This window comes from Pseudomonas oryziphila (genome assembly GCF_003940825.1).
GTDB classification, from domain to species: Bacteria; Pseudomonadota; Gammaproteobacteria; order Pseudomonadales; family Pseudomonadaceae; genus Aquipseudomonas; species Aquipseudomonas sichuanensis.
The window spans coordinates 4,805,055-4,822,112 of the sequence record NZ_CP034338.1 but is presented as its reverse complement, the minus strand read 5'-3'; the positions used below and the strand labels follow the sequence as shown (position 1 = coordinate 4,822,112).

Genomic DNA, 17,058 nt, shown 5'->3' with positions numbered 1-17,058 from the left:
GACAGCTCTGCTGCAAGCCTTGTGCACTGGCACCTCCGTGTCCATCTAGAGCAAACGCTCCGTTTTGCCTGCGCTATGAAGCTAGCCGTTTCTGGATATTTCGCAAATTTTTCACATGATTGAGTGGTGGCAATGCGCCATGCGCGAGAAAGTCCGTTAAAACTCTGCGCGTCGTGCGCTTTTAGTTAGACAAAGGAGTTATGAGTGAACTAGCTTTAATGTCCTGCATTAATATAAATATGCTGTAACATTTATATGCGTTAGATCGAAATTTCATGCGCCGCACGGGGCAGAGGGGAGAAGCGCCATGAGCGAACCGGGACAGAAGCTGCGCCTAGGCGCCCTGATCGCGTTGGTGGTCGGCTCGATGATTGGCGGGGGGATCTTCTCGCTGCCACAGAACATGGCGGCGCGCGCCGACGTCGGCGCCGTGCTGATCGGCTGGAGCATCACCGCAGTAGGCATGCTGGCGCTGGCCTTCGTGTTCCAGACCCTGGCCAACCGCAAGCCGGAACTGGACTCGGGGGTGTACGCCTACGCCAAGGCCGGCTTCGGCAACTACATGGGTTTTTCGTCCGCCTGGGGCTACTGGATAAGCGCCTGGCTGGGCAACGTCGGCTACTTCGTGTTGCTGTTCAGCACCCTGGGTTTCTATTTCCCGGCGTTCGGTGAAGGCAATACGCCGCTGGCCATCGGTTGCGCCTCGCTGCTGCTGTGGGCGGTGCATTTTTTGGTGCTGCGCGGCATCAAGGAGGCGGCGTTCATCAACCAGGTGACCACCGTGGCGAAGGTGGTGCCGCTGCTGATGTTCATCGTGATTGCCGCGTTCGCTTTCCGTGCCGATATCTTCACTCGCGACATCTGGGGCTTGAGCAACCCCAAGTTCGGCAGCGTGCTGGAACAGGTGCGCAACATGATGCTGGTGACGGTGTTCGTGTTCATCGGTATCGAGGGTGCCAGCGTGTATTCCGGCCGTGCCGAGCGCCGATCTGATGTGGGCAAGGCCACGGTGGTGGGCTTTCTCGGGGTGCTGGCGCTGCTGGTGCTGGTCAACGTGCTGTCGCTGGGGGTGATGACCCAGCCGGAACTGGCCGGGCTGCAGAACCCGTCGCTGGCCTCGGTGCTGGAACACATCGTCGGGCCGTGGGGCGCGCTGTTGATCAGCATCGGGCTGGCGGTGTCGCTGCTGGGCGCGTTGTTGTCCTGGGCGCTGCTGTGCGCCGAGATCCTGTTCGCCACCGCCCGCGACAAGACCATGCCGCGCTTCCTTGCCCGGGAAAACGCCAACCACGTGCCGGCCAATGCGCTGTGGCTGACCAACGTGATGATTCAGGGTTTCCTGTTGATCACGCTGTTCTCGGCGGGGACCTACACCAGCCTGATCTACCTGGCGTCATCGATGATCCTGGTGCCGTACTTCTGGTCGGCGGCCTATGCGGTGTTGCTGGCGTTGCGTGGCGACAGCTATCAAGGCCAGCCCAGCGTGCGCCGCAATGACCTGCTGGTGGCGCTGATCGCCTTGCTGTACGCGGTCTGGCTGCTGTATGCCGGTGGGCTCAAGTATGTGCTGCTGTCAGCGCTGCTGTACGCGCCGGGGGTGATCCTGTTCGCCCGGGCCAGGCACGAGCAGGGGCAGGCGCTGTTCACCCCGTGGGAAAAGCTGATCTTCGCGGGGGTGCTGGCAGGCGCGGGGCTGGCGGCGTATGCGTTGTATTCGGGGCTGTTGAGTCTGTGAACCGCGCATGACGCGCCTTCTGTAGGAGCGGCCTTGCGCCGCGAAAGGGCTGTGCAGGGTGGCACGGGCTTCGCCCGTGTTCGCTGGGCAAGCCCGCTCCCACAGGGATCGCGCTGGCTTTAGCAGTTGAGCAAGACAGTTGCTCTTACACAGAGAATGCGCGTTGAGCGGTACAAGATGCGTGTTGAGTGGTCACCACTGAGCAGTGGCCGAACCCAGCTCGCAACTCCCTCGTGCCCATGCCATCACCGCCGTGCCCACCTGCAGCGGCCCTTTGATCCGTTGCGCCGCACCCCATGGGGTGTGCTCGATGTACGGCTCGAGGTCCGCAGCCGTTTCCGCCGCCAGCGGCAGGTCTTCTTCCACCGTTCCGCGTTCCACCAGCAATGCCGCGGTACGCGCCAGCGACAGCCGCGCCTGGCACCCCTGGCCGCTGCGTAAACGCTCGGTCAGCGCGCGGATCGCCTCCGCCGCCATCAGGTAGCCGGTGGCATGGTCCAGCGCCTGCACTGGCAGCGGCACAGGCCGATCCGCTTGCTGCCAGCGCATGCCTTCGTGGGCGATGCCGGCGCTCATCTGTACCAGGCTGTCGAAGCCGCGGCGGTCCTGCCAGGGGCCACCCCAGCCATAGGCGTTCAGGCCCACATCGATGAGGCCGGGGTTGAGCTGGCGGCGACGTTCGGCACCCATACCCAGCCGTTCGAGCGCATCGGCGCGGTAACCGTGGACCAGGATATCGGCCTCGCTCAGCAGGCGTTCGAATACCTGGCGATCAGCCTGTGCCCGCAAGTCCAAGCGCGCGCAGCGCTTGCCCAGGGTGACTTCCGCCGCTAGGGAAGGCTCGTCCCAGCCGGGTGGGTCTAGGCGCAGCACCTCGGCGCCGAACGCGGCCAGCAAGCGGGTGGCCACGGGGCCGGCGATGATGCGGGTGAGGTCGAGCACCTTCACGCCGGCCAACGGCCTGGCGGTGTTGCCCTGCCAGGCCTGTGCCGGCCCGGCGAAGGCCTGGCGCAGGATCAGCGGTTGCCGGTTGACCGCCTGGCCCTGTGGATGGGCGCACCATTGCGGCCAACTGCGCATGCGCGCCGCGCAGCCACCGGCTGCGACCACAGCGGCTTCAAGGGCATCGCCCTGCCATCTGGCCACCTCGCGGGCGACGCTGGCGCGTTCGGCGTGGGTGCCGAGCACCTGCAAGGCAGCGGCACGATGGTGCGGGGCATTGGTGTGCAGACGGATCCAGCCGTCGCCGGTTGGGTAGTCGCCAGCGATGGCGTCCCACAATGGCGGCAGTTGCCAGCGGTGAGGGCGCAGGCTGGTGTTGAACCAGAATGAGGCCAGGCGACGGTCGATCCGCACCGCTGGGCAAGCGCCCGCCTGGCTTTCCAGCAGTTTGGCCAGAGCCAGGCCGCAGGCGGCAATACTGGCGGTGGCCAGTTCGCTCACGGCGAACGTCGAGGGCAGTGCGCCGACCCCTTGCCAGCGCACGGCGGCGGGGTCGAGGCTCAGGGACTGGGCGATGGTGTCGAGCAACGGCTGCATGCAGGGTCCTCCTTGCTGGGCCCTATTGCAGTACATCCGCCACTACAGTGCAAACCCCTCAGCGTTGCGGTTCGGCGCAACTCGGCGTGGTCGGCCGCTCCGGGCGCGACCAGATCCACAGGTTGCCCAGGGTCATGCCGGCGATGGCCAGGTAGACCGGCCAGTGGTGCGCAAGAAAGGTCAGCATCAGCCCCGCGCACAGCAGCATGCTCAGGGTCGCGCTGACCTTGGCGCGGCGCTGGATCACCCGGCCATTGCGCCAGTTGTACAGGATCGGCCCGAACAACCGGTGGTTCTCCAGCCAGGCGGACAGCCGCGGCGAACTGCGGGTGGCGGCCCAGGCGGCGAGCAGGATGAACTCGGTGGTGGGCAGGCCGGGGATGACGATGGCAACCAGGCCGATCCCTAAGCTGACATAAGCCAGGATCGCGTAGAGCAGCCGGGACACTTTGGAGCGGGCGAGTCGGGTCATGGTCTCACTACAGCGGTGCGGCCGCCCGCAGGCGGCCGGGTGAAGCGTGTCAGGCCAGCGCGGCGTCGGTGGCGTAGGCATGCTTGAGCAGCTCGGTGAAGCGCTCGAAGGCGGCGACCGCGCCACGTTCGGCGGCGGCGTCTTCCTCGGGCGACAGGGCCTGGCTGTCGAGAATGCGGGTGAACTGCTTCCAGCCTTCGGCGCGGCCGCCTTCCGGTTCGCCCAGGTGGCGGGCACCGAAGTTGTCGGACAGTTCCAGCGCCACGGCGCGCTTGATCAGGAATGCGGCGCCCAGTTTGGAGCCTTCGGAGACGAAGATCCAGCCCAGCGCTTCACCCAGGCTCGGGTTCTGCAGGGCGCCGGCGAAGGGTGCCGGCACTTCGGTGTCGAGGTCGGCAAGGTCCAGGCGAGCCTGTTCGGCGCGGCAGCGCGCCGCCAGGTCGGGGACGATGGCGATCAATTGCGGGTCGTTGTACAGGGCCTGCAGCTCCGACTGGAACAGGTACTGGGCGACCACGAAGCGAGCGAAGCTCTCGCGGCTGTCGAACGGCTTGTGCGACTTGACCAGGGCGTCCAGCTCGGTGTGCGGGGCGTGGGTGACCTGGTTCAGGCGCTGGGAGCGCAGGGCGGCGCGCTCGGAGGAGGTGGACATCGGGGGCATCCTTGGGAAATGGGTTGTCTAGTGTTAAGACGAAACAGATGACGCACGACAGTAAAAAAACCTCATCTGGGAAGTTGAATCATTCGTCGGACGCAGCATTGGCGTTGCCCCTATCGCCGGCAAGCCGGCTCCCACAGTGATAGCGCAGTTGTTTGAATGGCGAGCAAGGCAGTGGCTCCCGCAGGTGAGCGCCCGCCTCAGGCTTGGCGCTTTGTCTGTGGGAGCCGGCTTGCCGGCGATAGGGGCTGCACCGATTTCAGATCAGATATCCCACACCACATTGATGGCGAAGTTGCGCCCCGGCATGGTCAGGCGGTCGAGGTTGGCCGGCTGAGTCACGCTGGCTTCGCCGATCGAGTCGTAGCCGCGCACGTCATCCCACTGCCAGTACTTCTTGTCGGTGAGGTTGTACAGGCCAGCGTTGACGGTGACGTCCTCGCTCACCTTGTAGAAGCCGGTCAGGTCCAGCACGCCGTAGCCGGGGCTGCGGAACTGTTTGCTGGTGCCGTCGGGGGCGAAGAAGGTGGTGTCGTCGACGCGATCCTTCTGCTTGACCAGGGTCCAGCTGAGCAAGCCACCGTAGTTCTGCTGCTCGTAGCCCAGGCCGAGCACGGCGGTGAGCGGGTTGACGCTGTTCAGCGGCTGGCCGTTGTCGTCGTTGCGGCCACGGGCATAGGCCACCGAGCCCTGGGTGTACAGGCCTTGCGCGGCACCGAAGTGGTCGAGGTTCAGGCGGCCCTTGAACTCGGCGCCGCGGATGGTGGCGTGCTTGATGTTGTTGGCCTGGAACCTGGCGCCCAGGTTGGACGACAGGATGGCGTCTTCGTTGATGAAGTCGCGGTACTTGTTATAGAACACCGCCACGTCGAAGTTGCCGGCGTCGAAGTTGCCGCGCAGGCCGGTCTCGTAGCTCTTGCTCTTTTCCGGCTCCAGGTCAGGGTTGGGCTGCACGCTGTAACCCAGGCCCGGGTTGTCGAAGCGGCCGTACATGGCCTTGGCGGTCGGCGTGCGGAAGCCCTCGGCGTACTGGCCGTACCAGGTGTAGTTGTCGTTGAAGGCGTAGGTGACCCCCAGCTTGGGCGATACGCGGTGCCACTTCTTGGCCGAGTCGTCGGCATTGGCGGCACCGGTCACGCTGGTGCTCTGCACGCCGCGCAGGAATTCGTCGGTGAACTTGGGCTCCATGCGGGTGTAGTCGTAGCGGGCACCCGGCAGGAAGGTCCAGTTGTTCCAGCGGATCTCGTCCTGGGCGAACAGGCTGTAGGTGTTCACGGTCGGATCGGGGAAGTCGCTGACCGGTACCTGGCCATCACGGGCGCTGTTCTGGCCGACGGCTGTGCAGGAACCGCCGACGTTCAGGCAGGTGCCGACGCCCTGGCGGATGCCGCTGATCTTCTCGTGCTTGAGGGTGGTGCCATAGGTCAGCAGGTGCTCGGTGGTGCCAATGCTGAAGGCTTTGTCCAGCTGGGCGTCAACGACCCACTGGCGGTCCTTGTAGGTGGTCTGGCGGTCTCGGAACACCTGGCGGCCGGCGGCGAAGTACAGCTCGTCGGTGCGCTGGTCAGTCTTGGCGATCTGGTAGTTGAGGCTCCACTTCACGTGGTCGGCGACCAGGCTGTCGAGGCCGAATTCATGATTGATGCCGAAGCGTTCACGGGTGGCGGTGTCGTTGCCCTGGCGCATGCGGTACGAGTTCGAGGCGCCGAAACCGGGAATGAACGGCCCGCCCACGGAGCTCAGGATGTTCTGGTCGCGGTCGTCCTTGTAGTGCTCGTAGGTCAGGCCCAGGCGGGCGTCGTCGGCGTAGTTCCAGCCCAGTTTGGCCAGCACGTTGGTGGTGCGCACGTCCTCGGGGTTGGCTTCGGTGCGGGCCAGGCCGCTGCCGCCGTGTTCGCCGTAGGACTCGGTCTCGTGGCCGTTGCGCTGGCTCAGGTGCAGCAGGCCGTCGAAGTCGGCGTGGCGGCCTGCGACGGTGGCGGACGTCAGCCAGCTCTCGTCGGCGGAGCTGTAGCCGGTCTTCAGGCGCGCGCCGACATCCTTGCCGGGCTTGATGATGTCTTCAGGGTCGAGGGTGAAGTAGCTGACCGCGCCGCCGATGGCGTTGCTGCCGTACAACACCGAGGCCGGGCCGCGCAGGATCTCGACGCGCTTGACGATTTCCGGGTCGACGTAGTTGCGCTGGGTCTGGGCGTAGGGGCCGTAGAAGAAGCTGTCGGGGATCGACACGCCGTCTACCTGGGTGAGGATGCGCTCACCGTCGATGCCGCGGATGTTGTAGCCGTTCAGGCCGCTGCGCTGGCCAACGCCGCCGACCGACACGCCTGGCTCGTAGCGCACCAGGTCCTTGATGTCGTTGACGTTCTGCCGGTCCAGCTGCTCACGGGTCTGCACGCTGACGGTGCTGGGCACCTGGCTGACTTCCTGGGCGCTACGGGTGGCGCTGACGGTCATCTGTTGCAGGGCGATGGCGCTGCCCGCCTGGCGCTCGAGCACCACGTTGGCGTTGTCGATCTTGCGATAGGCAAGGCCAGTGCCGTGCAGCAGGCGCTGCAGCGCCGCTTCCGGGGCCAGCGAGCCCTGCACCCCTGGCGAGGCCACGCCTTCGGCCAGCTCGGCGTTGAAGCCGACCTGCCAGCCGGTGACCTGGCTGAACGCATTGATCGCCGAAACCAACGGCTGCTGGGCAATGGCGAAGCGGTAGTCGCCCATGCGCGGGCTGCTCGCCTGGGCGGGCTCCACGGCCAGGGCCGGCAGGCTGCCGGCGCCACTGGCGAGCAGGGCGAGGGTCAGCAAGGACAGCTGCCCGTGGCGGCGGGAAGGGGTGAACGGGCGGGTTGGACCTGTGGACATCGAAAGCGCTCCCTGTCGCGCGAGGGGTTATAGGCGTGGACTGTTGTCGTTATCGAACGAGAATCAGTTGCATTGGCTGTAACGAGACGTGCTGCCTACAGGGGTCGCGTAAAAAAACTTGTTGGCTTAGTTGAGAATCACCACAGCGGGGTATTCATGCAGCTGCGCCGAGGTGATGTGGGCGAGGGCGCGCAGGGTTTGCAGGGGCTGGTCGAGGCGGTAGTTGCCGGTGACTGCAACCTGCTCCAGCTGCGCATTGCGGCTGATGATCCAGCCTGGGTAGTAGCGCTGCACTTCGGCGATGACCTGGCCCAGCGGGCAGTTCTCGAATACCAGGCGGCCTTCGACCCAGGCCAGTTCTTTGTTCAGGTCGACGCGCTGGCGCTGGCCGAAGCCCTGGGGGCCGACACTGATGCTGTCGCCAGCGCTCAGGCGGATGCGTTGGTCGCGGGCCCCCTGCAGATCGACGTCGCCGCGCTGCACGCGCACCTGCGCTTCGCCGTCCAGGTAGCGCACGGCGAAGTCGGTGTCGCGCACGTTGGCCCGCAGCGGCCCGGCCTGCACCTCCAGCGGCGGCTGGCTGCCGCCGGCGACCTGGAAGTAGGCTTCGCCCTGCAGCAACCTGGCAACCTGGCGCCCGTCGCGCACATCGCTGGCGAAGGCCGAGTTGGTGTTGAGTAGAACCTTGGCGCCGTCCTCCAGTTGCAGGCGCTGGCGCTCGCCGACCACGGTGAGGTGGTCGGCCTGCAGGCGCACAGGCAGGTTGCCGAAGGTGAACAGCCCGACCAGCAGCACGGCGGCAGTGGCCAGCGGCTTCCAGTGGCTGCGCAGGCGCCCGCCGAGGGAGCGGCGCTGGCGTTGCTGCATTTGCTCGGCGGCCTGGCGCAGCGGCGCACCGTTCCACAGCGCTTCGGCCTCGACGTAGGCTTCGGCGTTTTCCGGCTCGGCGCCCAGCCAGTGCTCGAAGGCCTGGGTGTCTTGGTCAGTGGCGCACTGCAGGCGGATCAGCCAGTCCATCGCCTCCTCGCGGGCACGGGCGCGGGCATCAGGCTCGGCAGGTGTCGGGCGAGGGGTGGGCTGATCGGTCACGAAGGATCCTTGCGGGGGCTTTTTTGCGCATGATCGGCGCAGGCCCGGCACATGGCAAGGGCTTTACGCAGGTGCGCGGCGAGTGGTCGCGTCACTGGTGCCGAGCGGCGACGCCCATGCAGATGGCCATGATCAGTTTCAGTTCCTTCTGCACGGTGCTGGCCGAGACGTTCAGTTGCTCGGCGATTTCCAGGTAGCTGGCGCCATGCAGGCGGCTCTGGATGAAAATGCGCTGCTGGCGTTCGGTCAGCTGGCCGAGGCTCGTGCTCAGGTGCTTGAGCAGTTGCTCGGCGTGGGCGGCATCCTCGCTGCTGCCGGCGGGCGCGGCGACGTTGTGCAGCACTTGCTCGGGCACGTCGTCGACCAGGGTGCGTGCCTGCACCCGGCGGGCGCGCAGGTGGTCCAGGGCGAGGTTGCGCGCGGTCTGGAACACGAAGGGTTCAAGGTGCTCGATCGGCCGCTCGCCCAGGGCACGGGTGACCCGCAGGTAGGTTTCCTGCAGCAGGTCCTCGGCGGTGCTGGGGTTGCCGACCATGCGTTGCAAGGTGCGCAGCAGGCTGAGGCGCTGGGTGAGGAAGACTGAATTGAACCGGGATTGACTCACGGGGGGACCTGGCCACTGTGGGGCGAATGATAATGCTTATCATCCATATGGCAGGTCAAGCGCTGAAATGTCACGAACAGGTAAAGATTGCGCTTTGCGCGTGGGGCGGTGGGCGTGGGAGCGGGCTTGCCCCGCGATGGGTGCCATGTCGCTCCGGCCTCATCGCGGGCAAGCCCGCTCCCACATGGATCGCGCTAACTTGAGGCAGCATCGTACCTGTGGGAGCTGGCTTGCCAGCGATGAGGCCAGCACTGACAACATAAGACAGTTGCTCCCACGCCCACCGCCAAAGTACTTACTTGGCGCTGAACAGCGCCAGGCAGTTGTCCAGCATGCGGTTGGAGAACGCCCATTCGTTGTCGTACCAGGCCAGCACCTTGAGCATGCGACCGTTGGCGCGGGTATGGTTGGCGTCGAAGATCGACGACAGTGGGTTGTGGTTGAAGTCGCACGACACCAGCGGCAGCGCGTTGTAGCCCAGCACTCGCGAATGGCGGCTGGCCTCGAGGAACAGCTGGTTGACCTCCTCTGTGGTGGTCTCACGCTGCAGGTTGACCGTAAGGTCGACCAGCGACACGTTGATCACCGGCACCCTCACGGCCATGCCGGTGAGCTTGCCGGCCAGCTCTGGCAGCACCAGGCCCACCGCCTCGGCGGCGCCGGTCTTGCTCGGGATCATCGACTGGGTGGCGGAGCGCGCGCGGTACGGGTCGGCGTGGCAGACGTCGGTGAGCACCTGGTCGTTGGTGTAGGCGTGGATGGTGGTCATCAGCCCCTGCTCGATGCCGAACTCGCGGTGCAGCACCTGGGCCACCGGTGCCAGGCAGTTGGTGGTGCACGAGGCATTGGAAATGATCTGGTGCGAGGCGCGCAGCACATCGTGGTTGACCCCGTACACCACGGTGGCGTCGGCGCCCTTGGCCGGTGCGCTGATGATCACCTTGCCGGCGCCGGCGGCCAGGTGCGCGGCGGCCTTGGCGCGCTCGGTGAACAGCCCGGTGCATTCGAACACCACATCGATGGCCAGGGCTTTCCAGGGCAGCTCGGCGGGGTTGCGAATGGCGCTGACGGCAATGCGGTCGCCGTTGACGGTGAGGCTCTCGTGGTCGGCCTCGACCTGAGCATCGAAATGGCCGTGAACGCTGTCGTACTTGAGCAGGTGGGCGTTCATCGCGCTGTCGCCCAGGTCGTTGATGGCGACGACCTGCAGGTCCTGACGGTAGCCGTGCGTGTAGAGTGCGCGCAGGACATTGCGTCCGATGCGGCCGAATCCGTTGATGGCGATGCGTAGGGTCATGGCGTTACCTCTGGCAGTCGGGTGAAGCCTGTGGCAAAAAGGCAGCTTCACTGAAACGGTTTTGTTATTGGAATTACAAGATTATTCACTGCGTGATAGAAAACAAGCCTTTTTAGTGGCAGTATTTTGTTAAATCTACAACGAGTGGCCGGGCAGGCTGCTCCGCGAATGTGCCGGGTACCTTTACTGCAAGCCTAGGCCGCAATCGTTTGGAGGGAAAATGCCCATTGAAGCCGCCCTTACCGTTAGCCTGGAGTCCAGTACATGCATCCGCGCATCCTTGAGGTCACCGCACGGCTGATCGAACGCAGCCGTCCCACCCGTGAACGCTACCTTGAGCTTATCCGCGGCGCGGCCAGTGACGGACCGATGCGCGCCAGCCTGCAATGCGCCAACTTCGCCCATGGCGTGGCCGGCTGCGGTGCCGACGACAAGCAGACCTTGCGCCTGATGAACGCCGCCAACGTGGCCATTGTCTCGTCATATAACGACATGCTCTCGGCGCACCAGCCGTACCTGCACTTCCCCGAGCAGATCAAGCAGGCCCTGCGCGAGGTTGGCTCGGTCGGCCAGTTCGCCGGTGGCGTGCCGGCCATGTGCGACGGCGTGACCCAGGGCGAGCCGGGCATGGAGCTGGCCATCGCCAGCCGCGAAGTGATCGCCATGTCCACCGCCATCGCCCTGTCCCACAACATGTTCGATGCGGCCCTGATGCTGGGCATCTGCGACAAGATCGTCCCCGGGCTGATGATGGGTGCGCTGCGCTTTGGCCACCTGCCGACCGTTTTCGTCCCCGGCGGGCCGATGGTCTCGGGCATCTCCAACAAGCAGAAGGCCGACGTGCGCCAGCGCTACGCCGAGGGCAAGGCCACCCGTGAAGAGCTGCTCGAATCGGAAATGAACAGCTACCACGGCCCAGGCACCTGTACCTTCTACGGCACCGCCAACACCAACCAGCTGGTGATGGAAGTGATGGGCATGCACCTGCCCGGCGCTTCGTTCGTCAACCCCTACACACCGCTGCGCGATGCTCTCACCGCCGAGGCGGCGCGCCAGGTCACGCGCATGACCAAGGCCAGCGGCAGCTTCATGCCGATCGGCGAGATCGTCGACGAGAAGGCGCTGGTCAACTCGATCGTCGCCTTGCACGCCACCGGTGGTTCGACCAACCACACCCTGCACATCCCGGCCATCGCCCAGGCCGCCGGCATCCAGCTGACCTGGCAGGACATGGCCGACCTGTCCGAGGTGGTGCCGACCCTGTCCCACGTGTACCCGAACGGCAAAGCCGACATCAACCACTTCCAGGCCGCCGGCGGCATGGCCTTCCTCATCCGCGAGCTGCTCGATGCCGGGCTGCTGCACGAGGATGTCAACACCGTGGCCGGCCCGGGGCTGCGTCGCTATACCCAGGAGCCGTTCCTCGACAATGGCCAGTTGGTCTGGCGCGAAGGCCCGCAACAGAGCCTCGACGAGAGCATCCTGCGCCCGGTGGCGCGGCCGTTCTCCGCCGAGGGCGGCCTGCGGGTAATGGAAGGCAACCTGGGGCGTGGCGTGATGAAGGTCTCCGCTGTGGCCCCTGAACACCAGGTGGTAGAAGCCCCGGCGCGGGTGTTCCACGACCAGCAGTCGCTGGCCGATGCGTTCAAGGCCGGTGAGCTGGAGTGCGACTTCGTGGCCGTGGTGCGCTTCCAGGGCCCGCGCTGCAACGGCATGCCCGAGCTGCACAAGCTGACGCCGTTCCTCGGCGTGCTGCAGGACCGTGGCTTCAAGGTGGCGCTGGTCACCGACGGGCGCATGTCCGGCGCTTCGGGCAAGATCCCGGCGGCCATCCATGTGTGCCCGGAGGCCTTCGACGGCGGCCCGCTGGCGCGGGTGCGTGACGGTGATATCGTGCGGGTCGATGGTGTCGAAGGCACGTTGCGGATCCTGCTGTCGGCCGAGGAACTGGCCAGCCGCGAGCTGCCCGAGCCGCCCAAGGGCAACGACCTGGGCTGTGGTCGCGAGCTGTTCGGCTTCATGCGTGTGGCGTTCAGCTCGGCAGAGAAGGGCGCCAGTGCCTTCACCTCTGGCCTGGAGACTCTCAAGTGAAAGAACTGCTGGTTGGCGACATTGGTGGTACCAACGCACGTTTTGCCCTGTGGCGCGACAACCAGCTGCACGCGGTCCAGGTGCTCGCGACCGCTGACTACACCAGTCCCGAACAGGCGATCGAGGCGTACCTGGGCGAACAGGGCATCGCCCGTGGCGGGCTGGCGGCGGTGTGCCTGTCCGTTGCCGGGCCGGTGGATGGCGATGAGTTTCGCTTTACCAACAATCACTGGCGCCTGAGCCGCCGGGCGTTCTGCCAGACCCTGCAGGTCGAGCGGCTGCAATTGATCAACGACTTCTCCGCCATGGCCCTGGGCATGACCCGTTTGCGCGAAGGCGAATATCGAGAAGTCTGCCCGGGCCAGGCCGATCCCTCCCGCCCAGTGCTGGTGATTGGCCCTGGCACCGGCCTTGGCGTTGGTAGCCTCGTGCATCACGGCGAGCAGTGGCTGGCGCTGCCGGGTGAGGGTGGGCATGTCGACCTGCCGGTGGGCAATGCCCGCGAAGCGGCGATCCACCAGGAGATTCAGCGCCAGATCGGCCATGTCAGTGCCGAGACGGTGCTCAGCGGTGGCGGGCTGGTGCGTTTGTACCAGGCGCTCTGCGCGCTCGATGGCGACACGCCCAGGCACAAGACCCCGGCGCAGATCACCGATGCGGCACTGGCCGGTGAGCCACGGGCGCTGGCGGTGGTCGAGCAGTTCTGCCGCTTCCTCGGTCGGGTGGCGGGCAACAATGTGCTCACCTTGGGCGCGCGCGGCGGGGTGTATATCGTCGGCGGGGTGATTCCGCGTTTTGCCGAGCTGTTCCTGCGCAGTGGCTTTGCCGCGAGTTTCGCCGACAAGGGCTGCATGAGCGGGTATTTCGCCGGGGTGCCGGTGTGGCTGGTGACAGCGGAGTTTTCCGGGTTGCTGGGGGCGGGGGTGGCCTTGCAGCAAGATCTGGGTAGCTGAAGCACAAGGCGATTGCTGTGGGAGCGGGTTTACCCGCGAATGCGGCGGCTGCCTTACCGACGCTTTCGCGGGTGAACCCGCTCCCACAGGATCCGTACAGCAGGCAGAAGATCTGCGCATACAAGAGGACGGACCATGATGACCACTGCCGGCAAATCTATCCTGATGGTCGACGACGACCAGGATATTCGCGAACTGCTGCAAACCTACCTGAGTCGCGCCGGTTTCCAGGTGCAGGCCGAGCCCGACGGTCAGTCCTTCCGCCGGGCACTGGACGCCAGCCCCTGCGACCTGGTGATCCTCGACGTGATGCTGCCCGACGAAGACGGCTTCAGCCTGTGCCGCTGGGTACGCCAGCACCCCCGGCTGTCGCGGGTGCCGATCATCATGCTCACCGCCAGCTCCGACGAGGCCGACCGGGTCATCGGCCTGGAGCTGGGCGCCGACGACTACCTAGGCAAACCCTTCAGCCCGCGTGAGCTGCAGGCGCGGATCAAGGCCCTGCTGCGCCGCGCCGACTTCGGTCAGGCCGCACCGGCCAGCGCTGTGCTGGCGTTTGACGACTGGCGCCTGGACACGGTGAGCCACCGGCTGTTCCACCGCGATGGCGAGGAGGTGATCCTCTCCGGCGCCGACTTCGCCTTGCTCAAGCTGTTCCTCGACCACCCCCAACAGATCCTCGACCGCGACACCATCGGCAATGCCACCCGTGGGCGCGAGCCGATGCCCCTGGATCGCATCGTCGACATGGGCGTCAGCCGCTTGCGCCAGCGCCTGCGTGACACCGAAAAACCCCCCCGGCTGATCCGCACCGTGCGTGGCAGCGGCTACTTGCTGGCGGCCCATGTCAGCCCGGCCTAGCGAGCGGCGCTGGCGCCTGCTGCCGCGCTCCCTGTTGGGGCGCATGTTGCTGCTTACCCTGCTGGTGGTGGTGCTGGCCCAGGGGCTTTCCAGCGTGATCTGGGTCGCCCAGCTGCGCGCCAGCCAGCTGCAGGGCCTGCGGGCCAGCGCCAGCAGCCTGGCCCACTCGATGAGCGCCAGCGTCAGCTACTTCCGTTCGTTGCCGGTGGCCTACCGGCCAATGGTGCTCGACCAGTTGCGCAGCATGGGCGGCACGCGCTTCTTCGTGTCGCTCAACGTCAAGCCGCTGGACATGCCGGTGCTGCCCGTCACCCCGCGCAAGCAGGCGGTGATCGAAGTGTTCCAGCAGGTGCTGCACGAACGCCTCGGGCAGCAGATGGACATCTCGGTGGAGTTCGTCAGCCCCGACGACCTGCGCATCTTCAACAGTGGCCTGAAGCTCGATGAGCTGCCGCGCTCGTGGGCGCATTACTCGCTGACCCTCGAACCGCTCAACCCGCCGGTGCTGGTCACCCAGATCCGCCTGGGCGAGGGCGAGTGGCTGTATATCGCCTCGCTGTTGCCCGAGCCCTACACCAGCCTTGAAGCCGAACGCCTGCCGCGCCAGCAGATCGGTTTCATCGCCCTGACCACCGCCCTGTTGCTGCTGTTCATCGGCTTGCTGGTGCACTGGCAGAGCCGGCCGCTCAAGCGCCTGGCGCGGGCGGCCCGGGAGCTGTCGCTGGGCGCCGAGGTGGCACCGGTGGCCGAAGGCGGCGGCAGTGAAGTGGTGGAAGTGGGGCGGGCCTTCAACAACATGCGCGAGCGCATCAGCCGCTACCTGACCGAGCGCTCGCAACTGTTCAGTGCCATCTCCCATGATCTGCGCACACCGATCACCCGCCTGCGGCTGCGGGTCGAGCTGCTGGAGGACGAGGCCTTGCAGGCCAAGTTCAGCCGTGACCTCGATGAGCTGGAGCTGCTGGTCAAGGGGGCGCTGCAATGCGTGAAGGACACCGACATTCACGAGAACATCGAGCCGATCGATCTCAACCAGGTGCTGGAGCTGCTGGCCGAGCCTTATCTGCGCGACGGCCGCATCACCCTCGAAGGCCGGGCGCTGGCGCCGTACCCGGGCAAGTCGCTGGCCCTGCGCCGCTGCATCGGCAACCTGATCGACAACGCCATCAAGTACGGCGAACGGGCGCAACTGCGCATCATCGATAGCGCCGAGAGCTTTGTGTTGCAGGTCGACGATCAGGGGCCGGGGGTGCCGGAGCAGCGCTTGGAGCAGGTGTTCGAGCCGCACTTCCGTTTGGCTGGGCAGCAGCAGGGATATGGGTTGGGGCTGGGGATTGCGCGCAATATCGCCCATAGCCATGGCGGTGAGGTGAGCCTGTTGAATCTGCGTGAGGGTGGGTTGCGGGTGACGCTGTACTTGCCGCGTACGCCTGATTGATGCCCACGGTGTTGACCTCGTGGGAGCGGGCTTGCCCCGCGATGACTTCGCCACTGTCACGGTATGGTGACAAACCGGCGGGCCTTCGTGACATGCCACCCAGGACGGCTGGCTAGAATCGGCTGACAACAACAAGGAAGACGCCAATGACCCGTAGCTGGCTCGATTCCCCCGTACACCACGCCTGGCTCACCACCGAGGCCTTGCGCCTGCTCGATTTCGCCAAGGCCGCGCGCTTGCCCCAGGGCTTCGGCAACCTTGATGACGATGGCCGCCTGCCGCGCGGCGCCCTCGCCGAAACCCTGAATACCGCCCGCATGACCCACAGCTTTGCCCTGGCCCATCTGCAGGGCGTGCCGGGCTGCCTGCACCTGGTCGAGCATGGCGTCGCTGCCCTGCAAGGTCCGCTGCGTGATGCCGAGTACGGTGGCTGGTTCACCCATCCAGAAGGCCAATCTGGCAGCGTCAAGGCCGCGTACCTGCACGCGTTCGTCGCCCTGGCCGCCAGTTCGGCGGTGGTGGCGGGTGTCGCCGCTGCTCCCGCGTTACTGGAACAAGCGATCGAAGTCATCGAAACCCGCTTCTGGTGCGAAGCGCAGGGCGCCCTGTGCGAGTCCTTCAGCCGCGACTGGCAACAGGCCGAAGCCTACCGCGGCGCCAACAGCAACATGCATGGTGTCGAGGCATTCCTGGCGCTGGCGGATGTGACCGGCGACGCCTTATGGCTGGATCGCGCCCTGCGCATCGTCGAGCGGCTGATCCTCGGCCAGGCCGCCAGCGACGGGTTCCGCGTCACCGAGCATTTCGACCCAGGCTGGCAAGCGCTGCCGGACTACAACCGCGACAACCCCGCCGATGGTTTTCGCCCTTATGGCACCACCCCTGGGCATGCCTTCGAATGGGCGCGCCTGCTGTTGCACCTGGAAGCAGCCCGGTTGCATGCCGACCTGCCGGTGCCGAAGGCGCTGCTGAACACCGCCAAAGGCCTGTTCGGCAACACTTGCCGCAACGCATGGCATGCCGACGGCGCTCCGGGCCTGGTCTACACCCTGGACTGGCGCGACCGCCCGCTGGTGCGCGAGCGTCTGCACTGGGTGCATGCCGAGGCCGCCGCCACCGCCGCCGCCCTGCTGCGGCGCACTGGCGAGCGGCACTACGAGCAGTGGTACCGCTGCTTCTGGGAGTTCATTGCCACGCATTTCATCGACCGCGTACACGGCAGCTGGCACCACGAACTGGACCCGACCAACCAGCCCAGCGCGCGCATCTGGGGCGGCAAGCCCGATCTCTACCACGCACTGCAGGCCCTGTTGCTGCCGCGCCTGCCGCTGGCGCCGAGCCTGGCCACTGCGCTGGCTTTGTAACCAAACGCTGACATTCGCGCATCCGTTCGTTACCTGGCGCCGGGCGCGAGGTCCTTACACTCACTGCAAAGCAAGCGACAGTCTTGCCACGCATAACAACAAGA

The 17,058-nt window shown here is 65.9% G+C and carries 13 protein-coding genes; 6 read left to right on the top strand and 7 right to left on the bottom strand.

Going from position 1 to position 17,058, the window contains the following annotated elements; translation table 11 throughout:
• Window positions 1-307: 307 nt before the first annotated feature.
• Window positions 308-1,735 carry an arginine-ornithine antiporter gene (arcD, locus tag EJA05_RS22555; RefSeq protein WP_125860040.1) on the top strand — a complete coding sequence of 476 codons (1,428 nt, stop codon included), beginning with the start codon at window positions 308-310 and terminating at the stop codon, window positions 1,733-1,735.
• Window positions 1,736-1,927: 192 nt separating this feature from the next.
• Here arcD and EJA05_RS22550 read toward each other — a convergent pair whose 3' ends face one another.
• The 7 genes from EJA05_RS22550 to gap all read right to left on the bottom strand — a co-directional run bounded on the left by EJA05_RS22550 (window position 1,928) and on the right by gap (window position 10,247).
• Window positions 1,928-3,274 carry a CoA transferase gene (locus EJA05_RS22550; RefSeq protein WP_125860038.1) on the bottom strand — a complete coding sequence of 449 codons (1,347 nt, stop codon included), beginning with the start codon at window positions 3,272-3,274 and terminating at the stop codon, window positions 1,928-1,930.
• Window positions 3,275-3,332: 58 nt separating this feature from the next.
• The gene (locus tag EJA05_RS22545) at window positions 3,333-3,746 is read right to left on the bottom strand and encodes a YbaN family protein (protein WP_125465304.1); all 414 of its coding nucleotides are present in this window, start codon (window positions 3,744-3,746) and stop codon (window positions 3,333-3,335) included.
• A gap of 49 nt (window positions 3,747-3,795) precedes the next feature.
• Entirely contained in the window at window positions 3,796-4,398 is a 603-nt protein-coding gene (locus EJA05_RS22540) for a biliverdin-producing heme oxygenase (protein ID WP_125860036.1), read from the bottom strand.
• A 270-nt stretch (window positions 4,399-4,668) separates the two neighbouring features.
• A complete protein-coding gene (locus EJA05_RS22535) occupies window positions 4,669-7,257 on the bottom strand; it encodes a TonB-dependent receptor (RefSeq protein ID WP_125860034.1) in 2,589 nt (862 codons plus the stop codon).
• A gap of 126 nt (window positions 7,258-7,383) precedes the next feature.
• Window positions 7,384-8,346 carry a FecR family protein gene (locus EJA05_RS22530; protein WP_125860032.1) on the bottom strand — a complete coding sequence of 321 codons (963 nt, stop codon included), beginning with the start codon at window positions 8,344-8,346 and terminating at the stop codon, window positions 7,384-7,386.
• Window positions 8,347-8,437: 91 nt separating this feature from the next.
• On the bottom strand, window positions 8,438-8,950 hold the full coding sequence (locus EJA05_RS22525; protein ID WP_110993252.1) for an RNA polymerase sigma factor: 513 nt from the start codon (window positions 8,948-8,950) through the stop codon (window positions 8,438-8,440).
• Window positions 8,951-9,245: 295 nt separating this feature from the next.
• Window positions 9,246-10,247, bottom strand: coding sequence for a type I glyceraldehyde-3-phosphate dehydrogenase (gap, locus tag EJA05_RS22520; RefSeq protein ID WP_125860030.1), 1,002 nt, complete (start codon window positions 10,245-10,247; stop codon window positions 9,246-9,248).
• Window positions 10,248-10,511: 264 nt separating this feature from the next.
• Between gap and edd the strand changes: the two genes are divergently transcribed.
• The 5 genes from edd (at window position 10,512) to EJA05_RS22495 (ending at window position 16,954) form a co-directional block, all read left to right on the top strand.
• A complete protein-coding gene (gene edd / locus EJA05_RS22515) occupies window positions 10,512-12,338 on the top strand; it encodes a phosphogluconate dehydratase (protein ID WP_125860028.1) in 1,827 nt (608 codons plus the stop codon).
• Window positions 12,335-13,291, top strand: a complete 957-nt coding sequence (locus tag EJA05_RS22510) for a glucokinase (RefSeq protein WP_125860026.1) — start codon at window positions 12,335-12,337, stop codon at window positions 13,289-13,291. Before edd ends, EJA05_RS22510 begins: the two co-directional genes overlap by 4 nt.
• A gap of 138 nt (window positions 13,292-13,429) precedes the next feature.
• Window positions 13,430-14,152, top strand: a complete 723-nt coding sequence (locus EJA05_RS22505) for a response regulator (RefSeq protein WP_125466242.1) — start codon at window positions 13,430-13,432, stop codon at window positions 14,150-14,152.
• Window positions 14,136-15,590, top strand: a complete 1,455-nt coding sequence (locus EJA05_RS22500; protein ID WP_125860024.1) for an ATP-binding protein — start codon at window positions 14,136-14,138, stop codon at window positions 15,588-15,590. Before EJA05_RS22505 ends, EJA05_RS22500 begins: the two co-directional genes overlap by 17 nt.
• Before the next feature lie 146 nt (window positions 15,591-15,736).
• Complete coding sequence (locus tag EJA05_RS22495) at window positions 15,737-16,954, top strand: D-mannose isomerase (protein ID WP_125860022.1); 1,218 nt, start codon at window positions 15,737-15,739, stop codon at window positions 16,952-16,954.
• Window positions 16,955-17,058: the final 104 nt, after the last annotated feature.